This is a genomic window from Natronocella acetinitrilica, from assembly GCF_024170285.1.
GTDB classification, from domain to species: Bacteria; Pseudomonadota; Gammaproteobacteria; order Nitrococcales; family Aquisalimonadaceae; genus Natronocella; species Natronocella acetinitrilica.
In genome coordinates this window covers 276,346-296,455 of sequence record NZ_JALJXV010000004.1, presented here as the reverse complement: position 1 = coordinate 296,455, position 20,110 = coordinate 276,346, and the positions used below count along the sequence as shown (strand labels likewise).

Below are 20,110 nucleotides of genomic sequence, written 5' to 3'. Positions count from 1 at the left end.
GGACGGACGGAAAGCCTGGGATTACAGGTCTTCGCCCAACGCCATGATGCGATCAATGAGTTCCTGTGACCCGCTCACCTCGCGTGCAAAGGCCTCATAGACGGGCTGGGACGCATCAATGAATGCGTTGGTATCGACTTCATTGACCTGGGTGCCGGCGGACTCGATGACACCGATCAGGTCCCGATCCAGCTCGGCCGCATGACTGTAGACAAATTCCTGGGTGTCCACCGCGGCCTGGATCAGTATCTCCTGAATTTCCTCGGGCAAACGTTCGAAACGACGACCTGCGGCGATATAAGCCGGCGTGTACACATGCCCGGTCAGGGAAAGATAACGCTGCACTTCCTGGAAGCGCTGACCCGCGATCTGGGCCAGCGGGTTTTCCTGACCATCCATGACACCGGTCTGCAGGGCCATGAAGACTTCAGAGAGCGCCATCGGCGAGGGCTCGGCACCATACTCTTCGAACATCCGTACCCGCCAGGCCCCACGCGGCGTCCGCAGCTTGATACCCCGCAGATCTTCCGGGCGCTCGATGGCACGGCGGTTGTTCGTGATGTGGCGGAACCCGTTCTCCCAGACTGCCAGTATCCGGTAGCCGTTCTGCTCTGCTATGGGGGCGAGGGTGGGCCAGAAGATCTCCTCTTCGATTCGCGCCATGTGCTCCCGGTTCTTGACCAGATAGGGGAGCTCGAAAATCCCGAATTCGTCGGCAACCGATGACATGATGGTGGACGGCAAGGCGAAATCCACCGTCCCGAGCCGTAGTCGCTGCAGGAGTTCCTGGTCATTGCCGAGCTGGCTCGACCCGTAGACTTCAACACGATAGGGCTCAGGCAGGCGTTCATTCGCCAATGCAGCAAAATGCTCGGCGGAATCGGCAAAGAGCGAGTCGGGACCGCCCACATGACCGAAGGTAATCTCGCGCGCTTGTAATGGAGCCGAAAGCAAAGCGAGGGCGAGGGCCAGCGAAAACACGCGTAACAGAACCATAGTGCGACTCCTCCTCATTTCTTCTGTCGTTGCTCCGGCTAGGCGCGGAGCTTTTCTACTACTCTGGGCGGGACCGCATTTCTCAAAAATGAATACTTAATGCGAAATGCGTTAGAATCGAACCTAACCCCGGCATCGGCACCTGTCAAGCCGACGAAATACTGCCGACGAGGCCTGATGCGTGTCTGGGGAACCCTCCCAATCATGCATTATGGGTGCAAGCTGGAAGTCTGCACGGTAAAGTTGGTGCCATGTGACCTAACCGTGAAGCAGGCTCCATTGGGGGTCTTCCGGTGATGCATTCGATCTGACAGAGAGCGAGGCAATGGCGGCATCCGATCAGCAGAATCCCAGAACGGACCAGACCTCTGGCCGGCGCATTGCGCGCCAGACGCTCCACGATGAGGTGGTCAACCAGGTCCGCAATATGATTATCGAAGGGGAGTTGTCCCAGGGAGAACGCGTACCCGAGCGACAACTCTGCGAACAATTGGGTATCTCGCGCACGCCCCTGCGGGAGGCACTGAAAGTGCTTGCCTCCGAGGGCATGGTGGAATTGCTGCCCAATCGCGGTGCCCGAGTCACCAAGCTCACGCTGGATGACCTGCAGGAGATCTTCGAAGTGCTGGGTGCCCTCGAAGGCTTGTCCGGAGAGCTGGCTGCCGTGCGCATGAGTGACGCGGATATCGCCGAGGTGCGCGAGCTCCACGACCGCATGGTCGACGCTTACGAAAAACGTGAGCGACTGGAGTATTTCGTGCTCAATCAGCAGATTCATGACCGGATCATGGACGGCGCCCAGAGCGAAACCCTGCGCTCCATCTACCAATCCATCTGCGGGCGGGTCCGCCACGCGCGCTATCTGACCAACCTGTCGGAGAAACGCTGGAAGCAGGCCGTCAACGAACACAGCGCCATCATCGGAGCCCTGGAAGACCGGGACAGCGACAAACTGTTCCGCATTCTGCGTCAGCATTTGCGCAACAAGGCGGACGTGGCCAAGGCGGCGTGGATCGAGGGCGGCGACCGCCAGGCAGATGCCAGGCAGGCATCCTGATGACCGACCCCATCGACGAGGCGGGTCTCGCCCTGCACGGGGCGTTAGTCTCCGGCGAGCGCCTCGACGGCCTACCTCCCGGCTGCAAGCCGACCAGCGAAGACCAGGCCTACGCCATACAACAATGCATCGTTGACCATGACGGCGGCCTGAGCGGCTGGAAAGTCGGCGCCGCCGATTCCGCTGCACAACCCCGCTGTGCACCCCTGCTCACCAGCCGGGTGACAGAGGATGCGGATGCTCGCATGCAGCTGCACCGTTTCTCACTGGGCGGCATCGAAGCGGAAATCGCCGTGCGCCTCGCCAGGGACTTGCCCCCGCGGCAGGAACCCTACCAACGGAACGACGTGCTGGCGGCTATCGGGACCGTGCATGCGGCCATCGAAGTCCTGGACACCCGCTATCGGGACTGGGCAGCCGCGGATGGGCTGTCAAAACTGGCGGACCTGCAGAATAACGGCCTGTTCGTGCTCGGCCCGCCCCAGACGGACTGGCGAGGCCTCGCCCTGGAAACCATGTCGGTTACCCTTTCCGCGGATGGGGCGATCATCAAACAGGCCAATGGCGGCAACCCTGCCGGCGACCCGATTCGCCTGCTTCAATGGCTGGCAAACGAACGCGCATCCCGTGGCCCCTGGCTGCAGGCCGGTAATATCGTAACCCTGGGTTCCTGCACCGGCGTCTGGGACGCCACCCCTCCCACCGCAGTCGTCGCCCATTTCGAGGGCCTGCCGCCGGTCAGCCTCCAGGTTGAACCTTAACCGGAGCAGCGCCATCCGGCGGCATTGACGATCCGCATCTCGCCTTCTAGGGTGCTCAGTCGAACGGGCACAATTTAGGGATTTCAATGCGGACCACGCATAGGGATCGCCTCCACTGGGCGGTCACGCTGACGGTGGCCCTGGTGGGGCTTTGGTGGCTACTCGGCGGCGGCGAGGGGCTGCTCTACGGGTTCATATTCGCGCCACTGGCCGCTGGCCTGTGCGCCTGGATTGCGCCAGGCCGACTTCCAGGATTACGGCCCTTGGCGTTGCTCCGCTTCGCTACGCTCTTTGCCACCCGGTCGCTGGCCGGCGGCCTTGACGTTGCCTGGCGCGCAGTACAACCCGAGATGCCGCTGCAACCAAGCTGGGTGCGTTACCCGCTGCGCTTGCAACAGCCTGTTGCCCGATCGCTCATGATGATAACCATTAGTCTGACGCCGGGCACGCTCTGTGCGCGCCTTGAGAACGACACACTGTTGATTCACATCCTGAGTCCGGACATGAAAGACGGCATCTTCGATATCGAGCAGGCGGTGGCAGCTGTGTTCGGCGACCATGGGGCGGGCCGGCACCCATGACAGTCTTTCTCACCGGCGCCACCATCACACTGACGCTGCTCTTCGCCCTCAGCCTGCTACGCCTTTATCTGGGTCCCACCGAGGCTGACCGGGTCACCGCCATCCAGCTCACCGGCACGTCCACCGTCGGCATCCTGTTGCTGCTGTCCCTGCTTTTGGACATGTCGGCGCTGATCATCGCCGCACTGCTGTTCGTGCTGTTTGCTGCCCTGGTGGGCGTCGCCTTTGTCCGACAACCGACTCGGGGGCAATAACAGGTGCTCGAAGCCATCGCAGCTTTGCTGATAGTTGCCGGACTGCTGTTCTACCTGGCGGGAACGGTGGGCCTGCTGCGCTTTCCCGACCTCTACACCCGACTCCATGCCCTGACCAAGGCGGACAATACAGGACTGGGGCTGTTGTCCGTGGGCGTGGCCCTGCTCTGGGGTTCCTGGCGTCTTGCGTGCCTGATCGCCCTGGTGTGGCTGGTGGCGGTGGTGGCGGCGTCCATTGCCTGTCACCTGGTTGCCGGCCACCGTCTCACCGAGGATGAAGCCAGGCAGGAGCGATCATGACCCTGCTCGACACCCTGCTCGCTGTCATGATCACACTGCTCGCCCTGCAATGCGTCACTGCCCGGGGCCTTTTCGCCGCCATTGTCGGCTTCATCGTGATGGGTCTGGTGCTGGCGCTGTCCTGGGCCCGGCTGGATGCACCGGACCTCGCCCTGGCGGAGGCTGCCATTGGTGCCGGGCTGCTCGGCGTGCTCCTACTCAGCACCTGGCGCTACTTGCGTGCCCATGGCGATGACGACACGCAGACACCTCCGACAAGCCCACTGGTGCGCTGGCTGGCGGCAGCAGGCAGCCTCACTTTTGGCCTGGGTGCCGCCTGGGCGCTGACGGGCCTCGTTCCCGGAGACGACTCTGCCGGCGCCCTGGCACTGGACAGCCTCGATGCCGCCGGGGTGGAGCAACCGGTAACCGCAGTCCTGCTCAACTTCCGCGCCTACGACACGCTACTCGAGATGGGTGTGCTCCTGATGGCGCTGATCGGCGCGGTGCTGGCCCGCTCCCCGCTATTCGAACACGCGCCTGACGAGAAGGATGAGCACGGGTCACCACTCACAACAACACTGGCCACGGTATATGCACCCATGCTGTTGCTGGTTGGCGCCTACCTGGTCTGGGCGGGGGCCTACATGCCCGGCGGCGCCTTCCAGGGAGGCGCCGTGCTGGCGGGCGCCGGTGTGATGCTGGTGCTCTGCGGGCGTCTCGCCGGAGCCCCCGATGGCACCCTTGCTCTGCGAAGCGTACTCACGCTGGGTGTACTGGTCTTCATTGCCATCGGCCTCGCGCTGATGCCCTGGCAAGGCACTTTCATGACCTATCCCGCAGGTTTCGTAACACCAATCATGCTGATCATCGAGTTCAGCCTGGCCGCGTCCATCGCCGTGTCCCTGTTGCTGCTGTTCACCGGCACCAATGCCCTGCGGCAGGGAGAGGCCCGATGATTGTCGACCCCTACGCCCTGGCGGCGGCGGCCCTGCTTGCCATCGGCTTTTACGGTTTTGCGGTGCAGTCGCATCCGCTGCGCCGTCTCCTGGCGATCAACATCTTCGGCAACGGCGTGTTCCTGGCCTTGATCCTGATCGCCCGCCGATTGCCCGAGGGGCCGGATCCGGTACCCCACGCCATGGTACTGACCGGAATCGTGATTGCGGTCAGTGCAACCGCCTTCGGCCTCGCCCTGGTACGACGCAAGGCCGCGGAGGACAACGCCCGCCGGGAGCGCAGAGGTGGCTGACGCGCTCCCCGTACTGGCGGTGTTCGTGCCGTTTGTCGGCGGCATCCTGCAGTTTCTCGCGGGTCGACGCTGGCTGCTGGTGTTACCACTGTCCACCAGCATCGCCACCGTGCTTGTGACCGCAGCACTTATCGGCGTATTCGCGCGTCACGGCGTGCCTGAACACAGCCTGGGTGGCTGGGAGGTGCCGCTGGGAATTCAGCTGCGCATGGACGGCCTGGCGGCCGTGATGCTGTTGCTGACCACCACCGTGGGCGCCATGGTGTCAGTCTATGCCCTGGCGTACTACCGACAGCAGACGAAGAAGGCCCACCATTTCTGGGCCCTCTGGCTGCTGCTCTGGGGCTCACTGAACGCGCTCTTCCTGTCGGGGGACCTGTTCAACATCTACGTGACGCTGGAACTGGTCTCGCTGGCAGCAATTCCCCTGTTGCTGCTCGCAGGGCCGGGCAAAACGGTGGACGCCGCCCTGCGCTACCTTCATTACGCCCTGTTCGGCTCACTCATCTATCTCGCCGGCGTGGCACTGGTCTACGGACTTGCCGGCAGCCTCGATCTGGCACTGGTACAACCGGCTCTGGCCGAGGGCGGCTTCACTGCTAGCGCGGCAGCCGCCTGCCTGATCCTCGGCATTCTGATCAAGGCCGCGATCCTGCCCTTTCATGTCTGGTTGCCGGATGCCCATGGCAATGCGCCCGCCGCCGTCAGCGCCCTGCTCTCTGCACTGGTGGTCAAAGCTGCCGTCTACCTGCTGCTGCGACTGTGGACAGGGCCACTGGCGGGACTGCCCAGCGAGGCGGTGGCGCAACTGCTCGGGGTACTGGGGGCGACGGCCATCATCCTCGGTTCCGTTCTCGCCTTTCGCCAGCAGCGCCTGAAGCTAGTGGTGGCCTACTCCACGGTGGCGCAGCTTGGCTACATGCTGCTGTTCTTCCCGCTGGCCGTCACCCAGGCCTGGCAGGGCGCCGTCTATCACGGCCTGGCCCACGGTGTCGCCAAGGCGGCGCTGTTTCTCGCAGCCGGCAATGTGCTCTTGTACGTGGGGCATGACCGGCTGACTGAACTGCGCGGACTGGATCGCCCGCTATCGCTAAGCCTCATGGCCTTTGCCCTGGCGGGGGTCAGCATCATGGGCTTGCCGCCCAGTGGTGGCTTCGTTGCCAAGTGGCTGCTGCTTAGCGCGGCACTGGAGACCGGACAGTGGTGGTGGGCCGCAGTCCTACTCAGCGGTGGACTGCTGGCAGCAGGCTATATCTTCCGGGTGTTGCGCTACGCCTTCCTGCACTCACCGGGGCCAGCCATCGACCGACCGGGACCGGTACCCTCCGTCTTTCTTGCCTGGAGTGCCATGGTGCTCGCCCTGCTCTCCCTGGCGCTGGGCTTCACCGCAGCACCCATCCTCGATCTGCTGGGTGATCTGCCGGGGGCCCCGGCATGAGCGCCGCCTACCAGGCCATGCCCCTCTGGGTTCTGATGACCTCGCTGGTGACGGCGGTGGCCGTCTTCTCCGCCGGTGAAAACTGGCACCGGTTGCGGATCGGCCTGAACCTCACCGGCGCCGGTCTCAAGCTGGTGCTGATCGGAGTCATGCTGTGGGGCGTGCGGCAGGGGCATGAGTTCGTAGTGCGGCTGCCGCTGCTACCGGGGCTCGACTTCGTCCTCCACGCCGACGCCCTCACCATGCTGTTCGCCACCCTGTCGGCGATCCTCTGGCTGGCCACCACCATCTACGCCATCGCCTATCTGGAGCATGCACCCAACCGGGCGCGTTTCTTCGGCTTTTTCAGCCTTTGCGTCGCCGCTACCATGGGCATCGCAACGGCGGGAAACCTGTTCACCTTTTTCATTTTCTATGAACTGCTGACCCTCGCCACCTGGCCTTTGGTGGTCCATCGCGGCATACCCAAGGCCATGCAGGCGGGCCGCGTCTACCTGCAGTACACACTGGCGGGCAGCGCGGTCTTTCTGCTCGGCATCGTGCTGCTCTACAACATCGCCGGAAGCGCCGACTTCGTTGCTGGCGGCACCCTGCTGCACCTGGCAGAGACTCACCCCGTTGTCCTGTCGGTCGTGTTCGTGATGCTGATGGTCGGGCTCGGGGTCAAGGCGGCGCTGGTTCCGTTGCATGGCTGGCTACCCCTGGCCATGGTGGCGCCGGCGCCGGTCAGTGCCCTGTTGCACGCCGTGGCCGTGGTCAAGGCCGGCGCCTTTGGCATCGTGCGGGTGGTGTATGACGTCTACGGCGTCGACCTGGTGCAAGTGCTGGATCTGAATACGGGCCTGGCCATCATTGCCGCCATTACCATCATCTACGGTTCGCTGCGGGCCATCTGGCAGACGGATCTGAAACGGCGACTGGCGTTTTCCACGGTCAGCCAAGTGTCCTACGTGGTCCTGGGTGTCGCCATCGGCAACCCCCTTGCCACCATCGGTGGTCTTGTACACCTGGTGCATCAGGGTCTGATGAAAATCACCTTGTTCTTCTGCGCCGGGGGCTACGCGGAGACCCATGGCATTCATGCCATTGATGAACTCGACGGCATGGGTAGGCGCATGCCCTGGACCAGCGCCATGTTCACACTGGGGGCTTTCGGCATGATGGGTGTGCCGCCGCTGGCAGGCTTCGTGAGCAAATGGTACCTGGGGCTGGGTGCGGTGGCGGCCGCGCAGTACTGGATCATCGCCGTGCTGATTGCCAGCACCGTACTCAACGCCATCTACTTCCTGCCCCTGTTACGCCGCATTTGGTTTCACCCACCGGCAGACGGCAACAACCGCGTCGCCGAGGCGAGCCCGGGGCTGCTTGGGCCAACAGTATTCGTGGGGCTGGCCTCGGTGGGTGTCGGACTCTTCGCCGGCTACGTTCTGAGCCCGTTGGGCTGGGTCGAACTTATCGGCGAACGGGAGTACGGCGGATGACCTTGCTGCTGATACTACTCCCTGCCTTGCCCATGGCCCTGGCCCTTGTCGCCCCATCCGGCCGGCTCGGTCCACAGGCAACCGCCGCCGGTGTCGCAAGTACTGCGCTGATCGCGCTGTTGCTCGCCCTGCTGAACCCCGAACCGATCCGGCTCGACTGGTTGATGCTGGGCACAACCCTGGGGCTGGACGTGGTCAGTCGGCCACTGCTGGCGGCCGCGGCGCTGGTCTGGTTTGTCGCAACGCTGGCGGCAAAGGATCTGTTCACCGGCGACACCGGGCCGCGCTTCACCATGTGCTACCTGCTCACGCTGGCCGGCAACATGGGGGTACTCATCACCCAGGACATGGTGTCGTTCTATCTTTCCTTTGCGGTGATGACCTTCGCCGGCTACGGCCTGATCGCGCACCAGAGCACCGATGAGGCACTGCGGGCCGGACGCATCTACCTGATACTGGCAATCGCCGGGGAAGCGCTATTGCTGGCCGGCCTGTTCGTACTCGGCGCAGCGGCGGGCAACCCTACGGCCAGCGACATGCCCGCCGTCTATGCGGATCTCGCCAGCCCTGGCATGGTGGGCGGGCTGCTGCTGGCCGGCTTTGCCGTGAAGATGGGCCTGATGCCCCTGCACGTCTGGCTGCCTCTGGCCCATCCGGCGGCGCCGGTACCTGCCAGCGCCGTGTTGTCGGCGGTGATCGTCAAGGGCGGGCTGCTGGGCTGGCTCCGCCTGGTTCCCCCCGGGGAAGCCGCCTTGCTGCCGGCCGCAGATCTGTTGATCGCGCTGGGACTACTGACGGCATTCGCCGCGGCGCTGATCGGCTGCCTGCAACACCGCCCCAAGACCGTACTGGCCTACTCCACCGTCAGCCAGATGGGCTTACTGGCAATACCGGTCGGCATGGTCGTGGGCGGTCGCGCCGAGTCGGATCTGCTGTTGCCGGTGATCGGTCTCTTCGCCCTGCACCACGCCCTGGCAAAGGGTGCGCTGTTTCTCGCCCTTGATCACATCAAGACAGTTCGGCCGCTCTTCCTCGCGGCCACGGTGCTCGCCGCAGCAGCGCTGGTGGGGGTGCCGTTCACGTCCGGCCTGGTGGCGAAAGCGGGGTTGAAAGCCGGGCTGACTGACCCTTACCCGCTGCTCATTACGCTGACCTCAGTGACCACGGCGCTGCTGCTATCAAGGTTTCTTGTCCTGGCCTGGCCACGCCGCCGCGACCAGACGCCTGCTGGCGCACGCAATCGGGTAGAAGTTGCCTGGCTGGTGCTGGTCGCTTTGGGGCTGGCACTACCCTGGATACTGGCCGGAGACGGCGCCCGCGCTTATGCCCTGCAGTTCGGTGGAATTCGGGACGGCGTCTGGCCGGCACTGGTCGCCGCCGCACTCGCTCTTGCGGCCGGGAGTGCGATCAAACGCTGGCCGGGCGTGCCAGAGGGCGATCTCGTTGTCCCCGCCGAACGTCTGCTGCGAGCCGGGTATCAGCCCATCGATCGCTTATTCAATGCGCTCAAGCGCAGTCTTGTCCGGATGCGGGAACGTGTTCCGACACTTGCGACCCTCAAGCGGGATCTGCCCATGCACGAGCCATCCACCCCGGTCGTCGCCTTGTTGATGTTGGTGCTGGTTCTGCTCCTGCCGGCGCTCTATCTGCTGGATGCCTGATGACGCGCGAGGCGAAAGCGCAGGTGCTGCTTCACTGCTGCCCACTCGTGATTGATGATGGAGAACACCACGGTATCGCGGTAGCTCCCGTCGGCTAGACGCTGGTGATTGCGCAACACGCCGTCCTGCTTGGCGCCCAGCCGGGCGATTGCCTCGCGGGAGGCATGATTGAACCAGTGGGTGCGGAATTCCACTGCTATGGCGCCCAGAGTCTCGAAGGCATGGCCGAGCAGCAGTAGCTTGCATTCGGTGTTCACCGCGGTGCGCTGATAACTCGCCGAATACCAGGTGTAGCCGATCTCCAGTCGCTGCCGCTCCGCCTCGACATTGCAAAATCGCGTTGAGCCGATGGGCCTGCCGTCGGCGGCTTCGCGCACGATGAATGGCATCTCTCCATCACGCTCGCGACGGGCGAGTGCCTGCGACACCGACGCCGCCATTGCCTCTGGCGCAGCCACCGTGGTGTACCAGAGTTCCCAAAGACGACCGTCGGAGGCGGCGGCGCTGAGCTCGTCGACGTGCTCGAGGGCCATGGGCTCAAGCAGGACGTGTTGCCCGGTCAGTGTGACGGGCGTTACCCAGCGCTCACTCATGCATGATTCTCCATTCAAAGGGATAGCCGGCCGTCATCCTTGATGGTCTTCAAGGCAAAGCTGGAGCGCACGTCATGCACGCCGGGCAAGCCATAAAGCTTGTTGATGAGCAGATCATGATACTCACTGGTCCCGCCAGTCGCGACGCGGAGCAGAAAATCCGATCCGCCACTGACGAAATGCGCCGTGAGCACTTCGGGGATTTGCAGCACCGCCTCGGCGAAGGCCTGCTGTACGGCTTCGGAATGGCCCTTGATCGTGACGTCGACGAACACCGTCTCGGTCATGCCCAGACTGGCGCGGTCGATAATCGCCGTATAGCCGCGGATGACCCCCTGCTCCTCCAGCCGACGCACACGACGCCACACCGGTGTCGGTGAGAGCCCCACTTCCTCGGCCAGTTGCGCATTGGTCAGTCGACCATCCCGCTGGAGGGCAGCGATGATCTTCCGATCTGTAGCGTCAAGCTTCACAGAATCCTTCATAAGTAGATTTTTATTCCTTTAATTATAAATAATTAGAATTTCTATCTAATTATAGCGGTTCTTGTGAGTCAAAAAGCAAGCACATTCCAACTCTGGTCCGGTAGGCTCTGGTTCTTCCTAACGGAACGAGGCCAGGAGGTCGCCATGAGTACCGTATCCATCGCCCGCAAGAATGCTGACAAACCCGATGCCGTCGTCCTCGGCGCAGGTATCATCGGCGTCGCCACCGCCTACTGGCTCGCCCGGTCGGGCCTTCAGGTCACCGTGGTGGATCGTCGGCCCGGCCCGGCGCTGGAGACGAGTTATGGCAACGGTGGCCAGATCTCGGTGAGTCATGCCGAACCCTGGGCCAATCCTTCTGCCCCCGGCAAAGTGCTCACCTGGTTGTTCGACGCAGGGGCGCCGCTGCTCTATCGACCGAAGATGGATCCTGCCCAGTGGAGCTGGCTGGCCCGCTGGATGCTGGAGTGTCTGCCGTCCCGCAGCCGGGCCAACACGCGTCGTATCGTTGAGATCGCCACATTCTCCCGGGAAATGCTGCAGGCAATCCGCGAGCGAGAGGGTATCCGCTACGACGAGCGCACCCAGGGTATCCTTCACTTCTACCGGGATCGCAAGGAGTTCGAGAGTGCCATCCCGGTGGCCGAGATGATGCGCGAGATGGGTTGTGACCGCGAGGTGGTTGATCGGGAGGCAATCCTGCGTCTGGAACCGGCATTCGCCGCCCACGGACAGGACATCATCGGTGGCACCTACACCCGTTCGGACGAGAGCGGCGACATCCATCTCTTCACCCGCGGACTGGCCGATGTCTGCGAGCGCATGGGTGTGCGATTCCTGTTCAACCAGGACATTGAATCTCTGGAGACGGCTGGTGGCAGTGTGCGGGCCGTTCACCTGCGGGACCGGGCTGATGGTGACCGCCCGAGCCGTATAGAGGCGCGCACGGTGGTTGCAGCCATGGGCAGCTACGCTGCGCCGTTCCTGAAACGTTATGGCGTGCGCCTGCCCATCTATCCCGCGAAAGGCTACAGCATGACCATTCCGGTGGGTCCGGAGCATGACGCCCCGACTGTTAGTCTCACCGACGACCAGTACAAGCTGGTCTACAGCAGGCTTGGTGATCGGCTACGGGTGGCGGGCTCCGCGGAACTGGTGGGCTACGACACGGGCATCAATCAGACCCGTTGCAATGCCATTTTCGAGAACGTGCGCAATCTCTTCCCCAATGCAGGGGATTACGAGCAAGTACAGTTCTGGACAGGTTTGCGGCCAGCGACTCCCAGCAACGTGCCCATTCTGGAGCGCCGCGGCTTCGACAACCTCTATCTGAACCTCGGCCATGGCACCCTGGGCTGGACCATGGGTTGCGGCAGCGGCTATGTGGTGGCCCGCCAGGTCGCCAGCGATCTGGGCGCGCCGCAGATCGAGGCCTTTGACGTTGGCGCCGAGCGCGCCCAAGCCCTCCGTCTGGCCGCCTGACCGGGAGCGCCCGACGCGCTGCAATCGCGCGTCGACGCACACCCAAAGAGCAGGTCGGCGCATTGCGCACCATTGCAGTGCAAAATAGTGCCGGCCTGCTGCCGTCTTCCGTTCTCTTGACTCCCCCCGCACGCCAGGTTTCGCGCGCCATGAAGGCTTGACGGGCTTTTCGAGACCACTGGCACCAGTCTCTACCTGCTCAGCCAGACGGTGAACATTCCAGCAGTCAACGCGGAATCCGACATCACCGGCATCGAGGACGCCCTGGCGCACATCCGCGATAATGGCGCCCGCATCGGCATGACTCCAACGTCCACCGATCACTTCTTCTGGGTGATGTTCCTCAACGCAGCGGGCATTCCGCTGGATGAAGTGCGACTCATCGGCTATCCGGACACCGGTAGCCAGGTTCCCGCATTGCTCGCCAACGAGATCGACTTCACCATGCTGAACCTGCCCTCCGGCGGCTCCTTCTTCGAGGATGGTTCGTTCCGGCCCATCGGCGTCGCCCATGACGAACGCCCCGGTCGCCTGCCCGACACCCCAACCATTCAGGAGCAGGGCCTTGAGGTGCTGCACTCCACCAACCGCGGCCTGTTCGCCCCTCTCGGCACGGCCCCGGAACGCATCGAGATCATCGCCGAGGCATTTCGCCGCGCGCTGGAAAACGAGGAGCTCGTGGAGCGCATCACCAACGAGTTCGGCTCCGTGGTCAATTTCCTGCCGCCGGATGAGTACCAGGAATTCCTGGACAACAGCCAGGAAAGCCTGGGCGTCGTGGCCCGGGAAATCGACTTCGACCAGTAAGCAGCGCAGCACATAGCGCAACGCTTCGGGCCGTCAGACGTCATCAGCGCCTGACGGCCCAAGTCCGTCTGAATAATGAAGAGGCACACCATGGTCAGGGACCGCGTCTTTGCGATTGTCGTCCTCTTGTTCACCAGCGTGATGCTCTGGGAAACAATGAGCGTTCCCGGGCCAACAAGCTGGCAACCTTACGGCTCCAACTTTTCCCCCGCATCGTTCTGGTGATCCTTGGCGTTCTCTCCCTGGCCTTGCTGGTGAGAAGCTTCGTGGTTCGTCTGCCGGTGGCCACTCCCACGGATGAGCCCGGCTTGGACGCTGCCGCCTTCTGGCAGCGTTATCGACGAACATTCTTTCTGTTTGCCGGCTTCGGCCTATATGCCTGGCTGCTGCCCAGGCTGGGATTCATTATCGCGTCGCTGCTGTTCGTGGGGTCCATGCAGGCCTTGCTACTCGGTCGAGTCCGCCCGCGCCAGGCACTGATGATCGGACTGCTGACGGTGGGGTGACGCTGGCCCTCTACGCCACCTTCACCTACGGCCTACGCGTTCGACTGCCCTGAGCCGGGAGAGACCCAATGCTGGAACTCTTCATGACAGCCTTCATCGAGGTCAGCAACCTGCAGACCTTGACGCTGATTCTCACCGGCGTGATTGTCGGGATCATCGGCGGCACCGTACCCGGCTTCACCGTGGTCATGGCCATTTTGATGGTGTTTCCTTTCACCTTCGCCATGACTCCGATGAACGGGCTGGCGCTCATGATCGGTGTATTCGCCGGCGGTTACTCCGGCGGCATGGTCTCGGGGATCATGTTGGGCATCCCCGGCACGCCATCCTCCATTACCACCGTCTACGACGGCTACCCCATGGCAAAAAACGGCGAACCTGGCCGTGCACTGGGTATTGCGGTGCTGGCATCGTTCCTGGGCACACTGATCAGTCTCGCCATTCTGATCATGTTCGGCCCGCTGATCGCACGCTACAGCCTGAACTTCCGGCCCTGGGAGATCACCGCGCTGATTGTCTTCGCCCTCACACTGGTGGCGGGTCTTTCCAACGGCGCCATTCTCAAGGGGCTGATCGCGGCGGCACTTGGCTTGTTCATCACCATGGTCGGCTATGACCGCAACGGCAATCTGCGCTACGACTTCGGCATCTCGAGTTTGTCTTCCGGCTTCGAGTTGCTGCCCGTGATGATCGGGGTTTTCGCTTTCTCCCAACTCATGCGCAACCTGGAGTCCAGCGACCAGGAGCGGGCCACCAAGGTGGAAACGCGAATTCACATTCCCTACGGCCTGATCATGCTCGATATGCTCAAGCAGAAGGTTAACGTGCTTCGCTCCTCGGTCATCGGGGCGACAATCGGCGCACTGCCCGGAACGGGTGGCACCGTTGCGAACTTCATCAGCTACGATCAGGCCAAGAAGGCCTCACGTCGCCCGGAGCGCTACGGCAAGGGTATTCCGGACGGCATCGTTGCCTCGGAGTCCTCCAACAGCGCGGTGGTGGGCGGTGCGTTCATTCCCACGCTGGCGCTGGGCATACCCGGCGACCTGCCCATGGCGATCATGATGGGCGTGCTCATTCTGCATGGCATCAGCCCGGGGCCGCTGATGTTCCAGCAGAACCCCATACTCATCGGCAGCATCTACGTCAGCCTGTTCATTGCCGCCATCTTCATGATCATCACCATGTTCCTGTTCATGCGCTGGTTCGCACGGGTATCCCTGGTACCCATCGAGATCCTCGCGCCGCTGGTCCTGTTGTTCTGTGCAGTTGGCGCCTTCGTACTCAACAACAACACGTTCGATGTCTGGGTGCTGTTCATCTTCGGGATTATGGGCTATCTCATGGACAAGGCGGGCGTACCGTTGACGCCACTGATACTCGGCATCATCCTTGGCAGCAATCTGGAACAGCAGTTCATTCGGGCGCTGGAGCTCGACAGCAACTGGACGACCTTCTTCACCCGACCCATCGCCCTGACATTCTTTGTGCTCGCAGCTGTCTCGGTAATCGCCGCGATCCGCCAGAATCGCCGCATGAATCAACGCATACGGGACGGCCAGTCAGACGCGCCGCGTGTCGGTGCCCTGCATCGACAGCCGCGTCTCGCCAATACTCTGCAGGCCATCGCTGATGGCGGCAAGCGGGCATTCTACGAAGGCCCGCTTGCCGAGGATATGGTGCGTCATCTGCAAAGCCATGGCGGGCTGCACACCATGGAGGACTTCGCGGCGGTAGCCGGCGAGTATGTGGAGCCCATTCACAGCCGCTTCCGGGGCATGGACATCTACGAGTGCCCGCCCAATGGCCAGGGCATTATCGCGCTGCTTATCCTGAACATGCTTTCCGGGTATGAGCCTGGTGGCGTTGAACCCCTGTCGGCAGAGCGCCTGCACCGGGAAATCGAAGCCGGCCGACTGGCCTACAACGTGCGCAACGCTCTGGTGGCCGACCCTGCACAGGCCAACGTCCCCATCGACTGGATGCTCTCGGAAGCCCATGCTGAAACATTGCGTGGCCGCATCGATCCGCAGCGCAGGCTGGATCCGCTGCCCGCCGTTACGGCACCAGTCAACGAGGACACCGTGTACATCACGGTGGTGGATCGCGACCGCAATGCGGTGAGTTTCATCAATTCCCTATTCTCCCCCTACGGGAGCGGCATCGTGTCGCCGAAGAGCGGTGTGCTGTTTCATAATCGCGGACGCAGTTTCTCTTTCCAGCCAGGACACCCGAATGCGATCGCGCCGGGCAAGCGCCCCCTGCACTCCATCATCCCCGGCATGGTGATGGAGAACGGGCGTGCGCGCATGCCTTTCGGCGTCATGGGCGGCCACTACCAGGCAACCGGTCATGCCTATTTCCTGTCGAATCTCTTCGACTACGGCCTTGATTTGCAGGAAGCCATGGATCTGCCGCGCATGTTTTCGGAGCCGGGTAGCGATGCGGTTCAGGTCGAGAGCACCATTCCCGCTGAAGTGCGGGAAGGCCTGCAAGCCCTTGGGCATCAGCTGATCGCACCACCGCGGGCGATTGGCGGCTCACAGGCGATCTGGATTGACTGGGAATCCGGCGTACTCACCGGCGCCTCGGACCACCGCAAGGATGGCTGTGCCCTCGGCTACTGATCAGCTAGTCATCCGCTAGCGAGAATGCCGCATCGACGCCGGCCACATGAATGTGGCGGCCGTGCTCCTCCATCAGCGCGCGAATGGCGGCGGGGGGCTCGCGATCGGTGAACAGCGTGTCGATCTGCGTGACATCACCCAGTCGCACCAGGGCGTTTCGCCCGAATTTACTGTGGTCCGTCACCAGCATGACCCGACGCGAGTGCTCGATGATCGCCTGCTGTACACGCACCTCGCGGTAGTCGAAATCAAGCAGCGTGCCGTCCTGATCGATACCGGAGATCCCAATCACCGCGTAATCCGCCTTGAACTGGCGAATGAAGTCGATGGCTGCCTCGCCAATCACCCCCCGGTCGCGGTTTCGTACCACGCCGCCTGTAATGATCACGTCGAAGGTGGGATTGCCACTCATGATGCTGGCAACATTGAGGTTGTTGGTGATGACGCGCAGGTCACGGCGATCCAGCAGGGCCTTGGCCACTTCCTCCGTCGTGGTCCCCAGGGTGATGAACAGCGAAGCCTGGTCGGGGATAGCCGCTGCAACAGCCTGGGCAATACGGCGTTTCTGCTCCAGCCATAAGACCTGGCGTGCGGAGTAGGCCGCGTTCTCGACGCTGGACGGCAGCCCAGCACCACCGTGATAACGGCGCAGCAGGCCGAATTCACACAGGGAATTGATATCCCGTCGTATCGTCTGGGCCGTGACGTCAAAATGCTGTGCCAGGCCCTCGACGGACACAAAACCCTGCTGCCGTACCAAGCTCAGCATCTGCTGCTGCCTACGGTTGAGATCCATGGCCACTCACAACTCGTTCCCGGTGCGGGGCGGCACGCCGCTGGTATGAACCGCCGAACTGCCAGCAAGCTGCCACAGCCCGACCCCCGGGTAAAGCGAACCCGCATCGTCGGCGGCCGGAGACCAACCGGCGACGGCAACGATTCAGGTCGCCAGGCGCGGCAGCGCCCGTCCGTCGGCACGGAACAGATGACAATGCTCCGGCACCATCCGCACGGTCACCTCGGCGCCCTCCTCATAGCGCCGGACGCCCTCCTGCTTGACCACCATCGGCTCGGACTGACCTTCCAGGTTCACGTACAGCAGCGTGCCCTCGCCTAGCATCTCCGACACATAGATACGGCCATGAACCCAACCATCACCCTCGGCCTGGTGGCCGTTATCGATGCCAAGCATCTCCGGACGGACACCCAGCTCAACGGCGGCGCCAGCCTCCAGCCCGGTGGCATCAACAGCGGCCAGCAATTCCCTGCCGTCAGGCAATCGAACGGTTGCACCGGCATCGGACAACGCCGCCACCTCGCCCCGCAGCAGGTTCATTTTCGGTGAGCCGATAAACGTGGCCACGAAACGATTTGCCGGATGGTGGTAGAGCTCAAGCGGCGCGCCTGCCTGCTCCAGGTATCCGTCGTTCAATACCACGATCTTGTCAGCCAGGGTCATGGCCTCGACCTGGTCGTGGGTCACGTAGACCATGGTGTTCTCCAGCCGCTGATGCAGCTTGGCCATTTCCATGCGCATGCGCACCCGCAGCGAGGCATCAAGGTTGGAGAGCGGCTCATCCAGCAGGAACACGTCCGGCTCCCGGAGGACCGCACGGCCGATTGCCACACGCTGCCGCTGCCCGCCGGAAAGTTGCCGTGGCAAGCGATCCAGAAGCTGGTCGAGTTGCAGCATCCGTGCAGCATCCAGCACCAGCTCGCGCAACGCCTCCTTTCCGCCAGGCGGCGTATCCATGCCGAAGGCCATGTTCTGATACACCGTCATGTGGGGATACAGCGCATACGACTGGAACACCATTGCAACACCCCGCTGCTTGGGTGCCACACGATTCACATTGCGACCGCCGATTCGCAGTTCGCCGGCAGTCACATTCTCCAGCCCTGCAAGAATGCGCAACAGGGTGGACTTGCCGCAGCCCGACGGTCCCACGAAGACGGCGAACTCGCCATCCTCGATCCTGAGATCGATACCGTGGATGGTCTCGACATCGTCGAATGATTTGCGCAGCCCGATGAATTCCACTTCTGCCATGTCAGCCCCCTAACCCTTGACGGCACCGGCGGTGAGACCGGAAACGATGCGACGCTGGAAGATCAGCACAAGGATGATCAGCGGCACCGTCACGATCACCGACGCAGCCATGATGTTGCCCCAGGGCAATTCATGCTGGCCGGCCCCGGTGATCAGGGCGATCGCCACGGGTACGGTGCGCTGGTCATTGCTGAGGGTGAACGTCAGCGCGAAGAGGAACTCGTTCCAGGCTGCGATGAAGGCAAGAAGTCCCGTGGTGACCATGGCCGGCCACATGATCGGCATGAAGACCTTGGTGATGATGGTGAAGGGGCTAGCCCCGTCAACAATAGCCGCCTCTTCCAGCTCCTGGGGCAGGTCTCGCATGAAGGTAGTGAGGATCCACACGGTAAACGGCAACGTGAAGATCATGTAGGACAGGATCAGGCCACCGCTGCTGTTGTAGATACCGAGGGTGCGAATCAGCTCGAACATACCCGAGAGCACGGCCACCTGGGGGAACATGGACACACTGAGTATCGTCAACAACATCAGTCGACGACCCTTGAAGTTCACACGGCCCAGGGCGTAGGCCGCCGTTAATCCGAAAAACAGGGACAGCACCACAACCGACACGGACACGATCACGGAATTGAGAATGTTCTGTCCAAAGGGTTGCTGCGCGAAAACCGCTACGTAGTTGGAGAAGTTGATCGATGTCGGAAAATAGCTGACATCGAAGATCGCCGACCCTGAGCGCATCGAAGACACGATGGCGTAGTAGAACGGGAACAGCGAAAGCAGAAGTATGAATACCACCAGGGCATAAAAGCCCACTTTCTTGACGTGATTCATCGCCCGTCCTCCCCGCCGAGGCGCACCCGGCCGAGCATGATGTACATGATGGTCAGCAACGCGACGATGAAAAACAGTGCTGTCGAGGCCGCGGAGCCGTAACCCACCGACTGGAAATCAACCAGCTGCTGCCTGGCATAGATGGACATCGACATGGTCGACGTGCTGTTCGACGTCAGCACGTAGATCACGTCGAACACCCGTAGCGCATCCAGCGAGCGGAAGATCACCGCAACCATCAAGGGTTGCTTGATCAACGGCAGTGTCACGTACCAGAAGGTCTTGAGCGGGTGCACGCCGTCCACATAGGCGGCGTCGTAGCAGTCCTTGGGCAGCATCTGCAAGGCGGCCAGGGCCAGCAGTGCCATGAATGGCGTGGTCTTCCAGACATCGGCAAAGATGACTGCCCACATGGACAGCTGGTCATCGGCCGTCCAGGCGAGCGGCGCGGCAATCACGCCGATCTGCATGAGCATTTCGTTGATGATTCCGTACTGGTCGTGGAGCATCCAGCCCCACATCTGGGCGGAGACGATGGTGGGAATGGCCCAGGGGACCAGCACCGCCGCACGAACCAGGCCACGCAGCTTGAACGATGCGTTGAGAATCAGCGCAATGGCAACGCCCAGTATGGTCTCAAGCGAGACCGACACCACGGTGAAGTAGAGGGTGTTCCAGACGGACGTCCACCAGATGGGGTCAGCCAGCACCCCGGCCCAGTAACCATCGTAGTTGACAAGGTAGTTCTCGAAGCCGACGAAGTCGGCATCACTAAATCGCCCCAGCCGGGCATCCGTGAAGCTGAGCCAGATGGTGCGGACAAGGGGCCAGCCGGCAACGAACGCCAGCACCACAATCATGGGTGACAGAAACAGCCAGCCCGTGCGCACCCGATGCTGCGCCAAACGCGAGGTCTGTGCCATGGTGATCCTCCAGCAGCATAAAGAGCGGGCCGGCAGCTGCCGG

The 20,110-nt window shown here is 62.6% G+C and carries 21 protein-coding genes; 14 read left to right on the top strand and 7 right to left on the bottom strand.

What is annotated here, in order from left to right; all coding sequences use genetic code 11:
* Positions 1 to 21 precede the first annotated feature (21 nt).
* Complete coding sequence (locus J2T57_RS10170; RefSeq protein ID WP_253477520.1) at positions 22 to 996, bottom strand: TRAP transporter substrate-binding protein; 975 nt, start codon at positions 994 to 996, stop codon at positions 22 to 24.
* Positions 997 to 1,321: 325 nt separating this feature from the next.
* Here J2T57_RS10170 and J2T57_RS10165 point away from each other — a divergent pair, with 325 nt between their 5' ends.
* From J2T57_RS10165 to J2T57_RS10120, 10 genes are all read left to right on the top strand, one after another.
* On the top strand, positions 1,322 to 2,053 hold the full coding sequence (locus J2T57_RS10165; RefSeq protein ID WP_253477518.1) for a GntR family transcriptional regulator: 732 nt from the start codon (positions 1,322 to 1,324) through the stop codon (positions 2,051 to 2,053).
* Complete coding sequence (locus J2T57_RS10160) at positions 2,053 to 2,814, top strand: 2-keto-4-pentenoate hydratase (protein WP_253477516.1); 762 nt, start codon at positions 2,053 to 2,055, stop codon at positions 2,812 to 2,814. Before J2T57_RS10165 ends, J2T57_RS10160 begins: the two co-directional genes overlap by 1 nt.
* 86 nt (positions 2,815 to 2,900) lie before the next feature.
* Positions 2,901 to 3,395, top strand: a complete 495-nt coding sequence (locus tag J2T57_RS10155; protein ID WP_253477514.1) for a Na+/H+ antiporter subunit E — start codon at positions 2,901 to 2,903, stop codon at positions 3,393 to 3,395.
* Positions 3,392 to 3,649, top strand: coding sequence for a monovalent cation/H+ antiporter complex subunit F (locus J2T57_RS10150; protein WP_253477512.1), 258 nt, complete (start codon positions 3,392 to 3,394; stop codon positions 3,647 to 3,649). The genes J2T57_RS10155 and J2T57_RS10150 overlap by 4 nt, the downstream gene beginning before the upstream one ends.
* Before the next feature lie 3 nt (positions 3,650 to 3,652).
* Positions 3,653 to 3,949, top strand: a complete 297-nt coding sequence (locus tag J2T57_RS10145) for a cation:proton antiporter (RefSeq protein ID WP_253477510.1) — start codon at positions 3,653 to 3,655, stop codon at positions 3,947 to 3,949.
* A complete protein-coding gene (locus J2T57_RS10140) occupies positions 3,946 to 4,887 on the top strand; it encodes a hydrogenase subunit MbhD domain-containing protein (RefSeq protein ID WP_253477506.1) in 942 nt (313 codons plus the stop codon). The genes J2T57_RS10145 and J2T57_RS10140 overlap by 4 nt, the downstream gene beginning before the upstream one ends.
* A complete protein-coding gene (locus tag J2T57_RS10135) occupies positions 4,884 to 5,180 on the top strand; it encodes an NADH-quinone oxidoreductase subunit K (protein ID WP_253477503.1) in 297 nt (98 codons plus the stop codon). Before J2T57_RS10140 ends, J2T57_RS10135 begins: the two co-directional genes overlap by 4 nt.
* Entirely contained in the window at positions 5,173 to 6,618 is a 1,446-nt protein-coding gene (locus J2T57_RS10130; protein WP_253477500.1) for a complex I subunit 5 family protein, read from the top strand. Before J2T57_RS10135 ends, J2T57_RS10130 begins: the two co-directional genes overlap by 8 nt.
* On the top strand, positions 6,615 to 8,099 hold the full coding sequence (locus tag J2T57_RS10125; protein WP_253477498.1) for a proton-conducting transporter transmembrane domain-containing protein: 1,485 nt from the start codon (positions 6,615 to 6,617) through the stop codon (positions 8,097 to 8,099). The genes J2T57_RS10130 and J2T57_RS10125 overlap by 4 nt, the downstream gene beginning before the upstream one ends.
* Positions 8,096 to 9,760 carry a complex I subunit 5 family protein gene (locus J2T57_RS10120; protein WP_253477495.1) on the top strand — a complete coding sequence of 555 codons (1,665 nt, stop codon included), beginning with the start codon at positions 8,096 to 8,098 and terminating at the stop codon, positions 9,758 to 9,760. The genes J2T57_RS10125 and J2T57_RS10120 overlap by 4 nt, the downstream gene beginning before the upstream one ends.
* Here the strand turns inward: J2T57_RS10120 and J2T57_RS10115 are convergent.
* The gene (locus tag J2T57_RS10115; protein WP_253477492.1) at positions 9,742 to 10,353 is read right to left on the bottom strand and encodes a GNAT family N-acetyltransferase; all 612 of its coding nucleotides are present in this window, start codon (positions 10,351 to 10,353) and stop codon (positions 9,742 to 9,744) included. The genes J2T57_RS10120 and J2T57_RS10115 overlap by 19 nt on opposite strands.
* Positions 10,354 to 10,367: 14 nt before the next feature.
* Positions 10,368 to 10,838 (bottom strand): Lrp/AsnC family transcriptional regulator, encoded by a 471-nt coding sequence (locus J2T57_RS10110; RefSeq protein WP_253477489.1) that lies wholly within the window; start codon positions 10,836 to 10,838, stop codon positions 10,368 to 10,370.
* Positions 10,839 to 10,982: 144 nt separating this feature from the next.
* On the opposite strand from J2T57_RS10110, the gene J2T57_RS10105 reads away from it, so the two are divergent.
* The 4 genes from J2T57_RS10105 to J2T57_RS10090 all read left to right on the top strand — a co-directional run bounded on the left by J2T57_RS10105 (position 10,983) and on the right by J2T57_RS10090 (position 16,260).
* Positions 10,983 to 12,320 carry a D-amino acid dehydrogenase gene (locus J2T57_RS10105; protein WP_253477486.1) on the top strand — a complete coding sequence of 446 codons (1,338 nt, stop codon included), beginning with the start codon at positions 10,983 to 10,985 and terminating at the stop codon, positions 12,318 to 12,320.
* 210 nt (positions 12,321 to 12,530) lie between these two features.
* Entirely contained in the window at positions 12,531 to 13,127 is a 597-nt protein-coding gene (locus J2T57_RS10100) for a tripartite tricarboxylate transporter substrate-binding protein (RefSeq protein WP_253477484.1), read from the top strand.
* Positions 13,064 to 13,633 carry a tripartite tricarboxylate transporter TctB family protein gene (locus J2T57_RS22420; RefSeq protein WP_366519094.1) on the top strand — a complete coding sequence of 190 codons (570 nt, stop codon included), beginning with the start codon at positions 13,064 to 13,066 and terminating at the stop codon, positions 13,631 to 13,633. The genes J2T57_RS10100 and J2T57_RS22420 overlap by 64 nt, the downstream gene beginning before the upstream one ends.
* 68 nt (positions 13,634 to 13,701) lie before the next feature.
* Positions 13,702 to 16,260 carry a tripartite tricarboxylate transporter permease gene (locus tag J2T57_RS10090; protein ID WP_253477478.1) on the top strand — a complete coding sequence of 853 codons (2,559 nt, stop codon included), beginning with the start codon at positions 13,702 to 13,704 and terminating at the stop codon, positions 16,258 to 16,260.
* Between the two features lie 4 nt (positions 16,261 to 16,264).
* Here J2T57_RS10090 and J2T57_RS10085 read toward each other — a convergent pair whose 3' ends face one another.
* The 4 genes from J2T57_RS10085 to J2T57_RS10070 all read right to left on the bottom strand — a co-directional run bounded on the left by J2T57_RS10085 (position 16,265) and on the right by J2T57_RS10070 (position 20,067).
* Positions 16,265 to 17,056 (bottom strand): DeoR family transcriptional regulator, encoded by a 792-nt coding sequence (locus J2T57_RS10085; protein ID WP_253477475.1) that lies wholly within the window; start codon positions 17,054 to 17,056, stop codon positions 16,265 to 16,267.
* Between the two features lie 144 nt (positions 17,057 to 17,200).
* Complete coding sequence (locus J2T57_RS10080) at positions 17,201 to 18,310, bottom strand: ABC transporter ATP-binding protein (RefSeq protein ID WP_253477473.1); 1,110 nt, start codon at positions 18,308 to 18,310, stop codon at positions 17,201 to 17,203.
* Between the two features lie 9 nt (positions 18,311 to 18,319).
* The gene (locus J2T57_RS10075) at positions 18,320 to 19,144 is read right to left on the bottom strand and encodes a carbohydrate ABC transporter permease (RefSeq protein ID WP_253477471.1); all 825 of its coding nucleotides are present in this window, start codon (positions 19,142 to 19,144) and stop codon (positions 18,320 to 18,322) included.
* Positions 19,141 to 20,067, bottom strand: coding sequence for a carbohydrate ABC transporter permease (locus J2T57_RS10070; RefSeq protein WP_253477469.1), 927 nt, complete (start codon positions 20,065 to 20,067; stop codon positions 19,141 to 19,143). The genes J2T57_RS10075 and J2T57_RS10070 overlap by 4 nt, the downstream gene beginning before the upstream one ends.
* Between the last annotated feature and the right edge of the window lie 43 nt (positions 20,068 to 20,110).